Origin of the sequence: Mesorhizobium mediterraneum, from assembly GCF_002284565.1 — a bacterium.
Lineage (GTDB): Bacteria > Pseudomonadota > Alphaproteobacteria > Rhizobiales > Rhizobiaceae > Mesorhizobium > Mesorhizobium mediterraneum.
In genome coordinates this window covers 92,762-99,099 of record NZ_NPKI01000004.1, presented here as the reverse complement: position 1 = coordinate 99,099, position 6,338 = coordinate 92,762, and the positions used below count along the sequence as shown (strand labels likewise).

Here is a 6,338-nt window from a genome sequence, read left to right as displayed (position 1 = left end):
CTGCCGGCCTTCAAAAAGGCCCTCACTGACCACCGAAATCCACTTCGCTCCCCGTGCAAAGCCCTCACAAGGGGAGAAGGGGAAGGCGCCACCTCTCAAACCGACGCGGTCAGGCCGCCGTCGACATAAAGCGTGTGGCCATTGACGAAGGACGATGCATCCGACGCCAGGAAGACTGCGGCGCCGATCAGTTCATCGACATTGCCCCAGCGCCCGGCCGGCGTGCGCTTCTCCAGCCAGGCGGAGAATTCCGGATTGTCGACCAGCGCCTGGTTCATCTCGGTGCGGAAATAGCCGGGCGCGATGGCATTGATCTGCAGGCCGTGTTTCGCCCAGTCGGCGCACATGCCCCTGGTCAGGTTCCTGATCGCGCCCTTGGTCGCCGTGTAGGGCGCGATGCCGGTTCTGGCGAGCTCGCTTTGCACCGAACCGATGTTGATGATCTTGCCTTTGCCGCGCGGAATCATGTGCCGGGCCACCGCCTTGCCGGCGTGGAAGGCGCCCGAGACATTGGTCTTGAACAGGCGCTCCCACTGCTCCTCGGGAAAATCCTCGAGCGGCGCGCGGAACTGCACGCCGGCATTGTTGACGAGGATGTCGATGGCGCCGATCTCGGCCTCGATCCGGGCAATGTCTTCATCGACGGCATGAAAATCGGTCACGTCGAAGATCGAGGCATGCGCCTTGAAGCCGGCGTCGCCCAGCCTTGCCACCGCACCAGCGACCTTGCCCGGATCGCGGCCGTTCAGCACCACGCTCGCGCCATGCTCGGCAAGGCCCCGCGCCAGGGCAAAGCCGATTCCCTGGCCGGAACCGGTGATCAGCACCAGCCGTCCGTCGAGGCTGAAGAGGGATTTCACCATCAGACTGTCTTTTGTTTGACAATGATCTTATCCGAACCGACGGTCAGCGCCGCTTTCGCCGGCGCGGACCTTCGGTTCGGGATCATGGTCCTATTCGTTGCGCCTGAAATTGCGTAGCCGGTCGAACAGGACCGCCATCAGAATAGCGCCGCCAATAAAGGTACCTTGCCAGAACGCATTGATGCCGAGCAGGCCGAGACTGTTGCGGATCACCTCGATCAGCGCTGCGCCGACGACGGCGCCAAAGGCCGTACCCATGCCGCCCGCCAAATTGGCGCCGCCGATGACGGTGGCGGCGATAACCTGAAGCTCCATGCCGTTGCCGAGATTGGTGGTGACGGCGCCCAGCCAGCCGGTCTGGATGATGCCGGCAACGCCCGCTGCCAGCGCCGAGATCATGTAGACCGCGACCTTGATCTGGCGCACCGGAACGCCGGTCAGCGTCGCCGCATGCTCGTTGCCACCGATGGCGAAGATGTGCCGGCCGAATTTCGTCCAGCGCAGCACGAAGCCGGTGATCAGCGCCAGCAAGATGGTGTAGAGCACCGGATTGGCGATGCCGAACACCCAGGCGCCGCCGCCCAACGCCAGAAGCTTGTCGTGATCGGGCCCGAACTGGAAGATGACGGTGTTGTTGGAGGCGACCATGGCCAGGCTGCGGGCGATCGACAGCATTCCGAGCGTCACCACGAAGGGCGGAAAGCCGAGATAGGCGATCAAAATGCCGTTGAAGGCGCCGATAATCAGCGCTGTCGCGATCGCAGCGGCGATGCCGACCTCGATGCCGTAGCCGGCATGCATGGTGACGGCCAGCACCATCGAGCACAGGCAAAGTACCGAGCCGACCGACAGGTCGATGCCGCCGGTGATGATGACGAACGTCATTCCGAGCGCCACAATGGCGACGAAAGTGACGTTGCGGGTGATGTTGTAGAGGTTCTTCGTCGTGGCGAAGGAATCCGTGGCCACGGACAGGAACAGACAGGCGAGGATGACCGCGATCACCACCCAGAAGGTCTGGCTGGCAAACACCCTGCTCAGCAAAGTGTGCTGTTTCTGCGCGATCGTCTGGTCAAGAGTTACTGCCATCGTCGACCTTTATTTGCTTGCGTGGTGGAACCCGCTGACATCAAACCTGTTCGATGGCGCCGGTAATGAGCCCGGTGACTTCCTCGGGCGAACTCGACGCGATCGTCTTGTCGGCGACCTTGCGGCCGCGCCGCATGACGATGACGCGATCGGCAACATCAAAGACGTCTGGCATGCGGTGACTGATCAGCACGACCGCAATGCCCTGGTCGCGCAGATGGCGGATCAGGTTCAGCACCTCGGCGACCTGCCGGACCGAGATCGCCGCCGTCGGCTCGTCCATCAGCACGATCTTGGCTTGCGAAAGCATGGTGCGGGCGATCGCCACCGCTTGCCGCTGGCCGCCCGACATCTGCTTGACCAGGTCGCGCGGGCGGGTCTCGGATTTCAGCTCGGCAAAGATCTGGCCGGCGCGCTTGTACATCGCGGCGTAGTCGAGGATGCGAAACGGGCCGATGCCGCGGCGCAGCTCGCGTCCGAGATAAACATTGGCGGCGGCCGTCAGATTGTTGCACAGCGCGAGATCCTGATGGACGATCTCGATGCCGTGCTGGCGCGCCTCCACCGGCTTGTGCAGGATCAGATCCTTGCCGTCCATCTGCATCGTGCCATGGCTCGGGGGGAAATTGCCGGCGATCATCTTGACCAGCGTCGACTTGCCGGCGCCGTTGTCGCCCATCAGGCCGACCACCTGTCCGGCCTCGATCGAGAGCGAAACGTCGTTGACAGCCTGGATGGCGCCGAAATGTTTCGAGATATTGGTGAGTTCGAGAACCGACACCAGACTGCTTCCTCCCCGTGCTTTCGGCCGGCGGTTCTGCCGCGGCCCTCGCTCTTTTCCGGCCCCTCCCGGAAACAGCGCTTTCGCCCATTTACGCACATGCCCCCTTGGCGTCAACAGCGGCTTCTTTCGAAAAATCCGTTTTGTAGGACAAATAGCAATTGACGTTCGTCGCAAGCCGATATTAGCTAAGCGCCGGAGGAGATTATGCCGATCTCCTGTTCCGGCTCGCCGGGCGGAGTAGGCGGAGGTTTATCGGTCGAGGATCTGGCAGCGTCCGTATCGCGCTGGTCTGCTACCGCATCTGGAAATGCTTATCGGCCCGGCTTGGCGACACGAGCGCTCGCGAAACGAACCTCTGTCATCGCTTGACCCGGGCTGGTCTGTGTGGCGGGCACGCCGTGTCCGTCTGTTTCAAGGGAGGACTGACATGAGGAAATCACTATTGCTCGCCGCCGTCGCCGTCATGGCGTTGGGTGCCGGGCCGGCTTTGGCCAAGAAACAGCTCGTCATCGTGGTGAAGGGGCTCGACAATCCGTTCTTCGAGGCCATCAACCAGGGTTGCCAGAAATGGAACAAGGAAAATGCCAGCTCGGAGTATGAGTGCTTCTACACCGGCCCGGCATCGACCTCGGACGAGGCCGGCGAAGCCCAGATCGTTCAGGACATGCTGAGCAAGCCCGATACAGTGGCGATGGCCATTTCGCCGTCCAACGCGCCGCTGATCGCGCAGACGATCAAAAGCGCCAATCCGTCGATCCCGATCATGACGCTCGACGCCGACCTCAGCAAGGAAGATGCGGGGCTGCGCAAGACCTATCTCGGCACCGACAACTACCTGATGGGATACAAGATCGGCGAGTACATCAAGAAGGGCAAGCCGGATGGCGGCAAGATCTGCACCATCCAAGGCAATCCGGCGGCCGACAACATCCTGCGCCGCGCCCAAGGCATGCGCGACGCGCTTACAGGCCAGAAGGATCTCCCGGCGCTCGCCGGCGAGGGCGGCTGGACCGAAGTTGCCGGCTGCCCGGTGTTCACCAATGACGACGGCGCCAAGGGCGTGCAGGCGATGACCGATATCCTCGCCGCCAATCCCGATCTCGACGCCTTCGGCATCATGGGCGGCTGGCCGCTGTTCGGCGCGCCGCAGCCCTATCGCGACCTGTTCAAGCCGATGGCCGACAAGATCGCCAAGAACGAGTTCGTCATCGGCGCCGCCGATACGATCGGTGATGAAGTGGCCATTGCCAAGGAGGGTCTGGTGACCGCGCTGGTCGGCCAACGGCCGTTCGAGATGGGCTACAAGGCGCCCTCGGTGATGATCGACCTGGTCGAAGGCAAGCCCGTCGCCGATCCAGTCTTCACCGGTCTCGACGAGTGCACCAAAGATACGGTCGACACCTGCATCCAGAAGTAGGTTCGCAGTTTTCGGGGCGTCCGATCGACGGGCGCCCCGTCACGCCGGTTCATGAAACGTGCGAGGCGACATTGCCGGGGCGAACCGCTCCTGCTTTGCCGCGCCTTGAGTTCAGCCTGCACCGGGGGAACGTGGATGCCGGACGCAAGACCGAAAAAGCGACTTACCACGGTCAAGGAACGGGCCAAGATCAAGGCACGGGCCGCCCGTCCGGTCGGCGCTCGCCGTGCCGACGCGGCGCTGATCCCCGGATCGAGCGTGCATGCGTCGCTGGCCAACGAGATCGGTCTTCGGATCGTGCGCGGCGACTATCCGCCGGGAACCATCCTGCCCAACGAAGCTAAATGGTCGGAGACCTTCGACGTCAGCCGCTCGGCCGTGCGCGAGGCGATCAAGATGCTGATGGCCAAGAGCCTGCTCGCCTCACGCCCGAAGATCGGCAGCTGGGTCGAGCCGAAGGAGCGCTGGAATCTACTCGATCGCGACGTGCTCGCCTGGTACGCGACGGCGCCCGATCGCGAAATGTTCCTGCGCACGGTGCAGGAGTTTCGTCACATCATCGAGCCGGAAGCCAGCGCCTTTGCCGCGATCCGGCGTAGCGACGAACAGATGGCCGAGATCAGCCAGGCCTGCCGGGAGATGGGGGAGGCGGCGACGCTGCCGGAACGCACCCGCGCGGATACCCGTTTTCATCTGGCCATCCTGCGTGCCTCGGGCAACGATCTCCTGGTGCCGCTCGGCGTGCTGATCGAATCGGCGCTCGACCACCTCTTCGTTTTCGTCACGCGCGAAACCAGCGACCAGCCTCGGGCGCAGGCGCTGCATGAGGCCATCGAGAAGAACATCCGTCTCCAGCGGCCGGCTGCAGCCCGCACGGCAGTGCACAGACTACTCGCCAACACTGACGACGTTATCGGACGGTCACGGCGGTAATTCATCCAGCAAGGCTGGCGCCGTCTGCCCCTGCCTTACGTTGGCGATTGGCGAAAGCCGAAGTGACGTCCAATCTCCCCCCCCTTGCGGGGGAGATCGGCCGCTTCGCCGACCGCGCCTACTCCGGAATGAGGGTGCCCGGCAGGCAGCCGAGGGGGCAGCGCCAGCCTTGACCAAACACTAAGGTCGGTCACCTCAAATCTTCTACTACTTGCCGTCCTTGCTCGGTGTCAGGTCGACGCCGTTGATCTTGCCGATATGCGTTGCCAGCATCGGCACATATTGATCGGCGGGCCCGGCGGCGAAGGCGCCGGCGAAGGCGTTCTTCGTGGCATTGCCGAGCGGGTTGGCGATGCCGGCAGCACCCGCCATCGATTCGAGATAGGTGAGGTCCTTGAAGGCGTTGGCGATGGTGAATTTGTGCGCGTCGCGGTCGCCTTCGAGCGTCCAGCGCATGAAGGTCTGGTAGAAGCCGCAATCCATGCGGCCGTTGCGGATGACGCTGTCGAAGCGCGGCGGCGAGATGCCGACCTTCTGCGCCAGCGCCAGCGCCTCGGAATAGATCGCCGCATAGCCCAGCGAGATGAAATTGTTGAGCAGCTTCATGCGGTGGCCATCGCCGGTGTCGCCGATATGGACGATGCGGCCAGCCCAGGTGTCGAGCACCGGCTTCAGCCGGGCAAAGACCGCGTCGGACGCACCGACCATGGCGTCGAGCGTGCCCTCCCACGCCTCCTTCGGCGTGCGGCTGAGCGGGGCATCGACATAGTCGACGCCGAGCGCCTTGAGTTCGGCGGCAAGCGCTACGGTCGAGGTCGGATCCGAGGTGGAGCAATCGACGACCATCGAGCCCTTTTTCAGGCCCTCCTTGAGGCCGCCGGGTCCGCGGATGATGGCTTCGACCTCGCGCGAGCCGGTGACGCAGATGAAGACGATATCGGATGCCGCTGCGACATCGCGCGAGGTCGCCGCTTCCTTCGCGCCACGGCCGAGCAGGTCGTCCGCCGGAGCGCGGTTTTTGCGGCCGAGAAACGTCAGGGCATAGCCCTTGTCGACGATGTTCTTGGCGATCCCGTGTCCCATCAGGCCAAGCCCGATGAAGCCGATCTTTTCGCTCGCGGCAGTCGTATTCATGTCGTGTCGTCCTGTGTTGCTGGTATCGATGACGGTGCTGCGCTTTGGCAGGCGAATTGTTGAAGCGGGTTTTTGCCGCAGGCGATGGTCGGCGATTGCGGAATGCCATATTGTCTGA

6 protein-coding genes are annotated in these 6,338 nt (G+C 63.3%); 2 read left to right on the top strand and 4 right to left on the bottom strand.

Features of this window, described 5'->3' with window-relative positions; genetic code table 11:
* Window positions 1–95 precede the first annotated feature (95 nt).
* The 3 genes from CIT25_RS02250 to CIT25_RS02240 form a co-directional block, all read right to left on the bottom strand.
* Window positions 96–863 (bottom strand): SDR family oxidoreductase, encoded by a 768-nt coding sequence (locus tag CIT25_RS02250; RefSeq protein WP_095482942.1) that lies wholly within the window; start codon window positions 861–863, stop codon window positions 96–98.
* A 90-nt stretch (window positions 864–953) separates the two neighbouring features.
* A complete protein-coding gene (locus CIT25_RS02245; protein WP_095482941.1) occupies window positions 954–1,952 on the bottom strand; it encodes an ABC transporter permease in 999 nt (332 codons plus the stop codon).
* 40 nt (window positions 1,953–1,992) lie between these two features.
* Window positions 1,993–2,733: an ATP-binding cassette domain-containing protein gene (locus tag CIT25_RS02240; RefSeq protein ID WP_095482940.1), complete on the bottom strand. Its 741-nt coding sequence runs from the start codon at window positions 2,731–2,733 to the stop codon at window positions 1,993–1,995.
* A gap of 430 nt (window positions 2,734–3,163) precedes the next feature.
* Here CIT25_RS02240 and CIT25_RS02235 point away from each other — a divergent pair, with 430 nt between their 5' ends.
* Both CIT25_RS02235 and CIT25_RS02230 read left to right on the top strand, forming a co-directional pair.
* Entirely contained in the window at window positions 3,164–4,153 is a 990-nt protein-coding gene (locus CIT25_RS02235) for a sugar-binding protein (RefSeq protein ID WP_095482939.1), read from the top strand.
* Between the two features lie 135 nt (window positions 4,154–4,288).
* A complete protein-coding gene (locus CIT25_RS02230) occupies window positions 4,289–5,086 on the top strand; it encodes a FadR/GntR family transcriptional regulator (protein WP_095482938.1) in 798 nt (265 codons plus the stop codon).
* Between the two features lie 207 nt (window positions 5,087–5,293).
* Here the strand turns inward: CIT25_RS02230 and CIT25_RS02225 are convergent, their stop codons facing one another.
* On the bottom strand, window positions 5,294–6,220 hold the full coding sequence (locus CIT25_RS02225) for an NAD(P)-dependent oxidoreductase (protein ID WP_095482937.1): 927 nt from the start codon (window positions 6,218–6,220) through the stop codon (window positions 5,294–5,296).
* Between the last annotated feature and the right edge of the window lie 118 nt (window positions 6,221–6,338).

Coding starts and splice junctions, on each gene's coding strand:
- CIT25_RS02250 (WP_095482942.1), bottom strand. CDS start 863: ATGGTGAAATCCCTCTTCAGCCTCGACGGACGGCTGGTGCTGATCACC.
- CIT25_RS02225 (WP_095482937.1), bottom strand. CDS start 6,220: ATGAATACGACTGCCGCGAGCGAAAAGATCGGCTTCATCGGGCTTGGC.
- CIT25_RS02245 (WP_095482941.1), bottom strand. CDS start 1,952: ATGGCAGTAACTCTTGACCAGACGATCGCGCAGAAACAGCACACTTTG.
- CIT25_RS02230 (WP_095482938.1), top strand. CDS start 4,289: ATGCCGGACGCAAGACCGAAAAAGCGACTTACCACGGTCAAGGAACGG.
- CIT25_RS02235 (WP_095482939.1), top strand. CDS start 3,164: ATGAGGAAATCACTATTGCTCGCCGCCGTCGCCGTCATGGCGTTGGGT.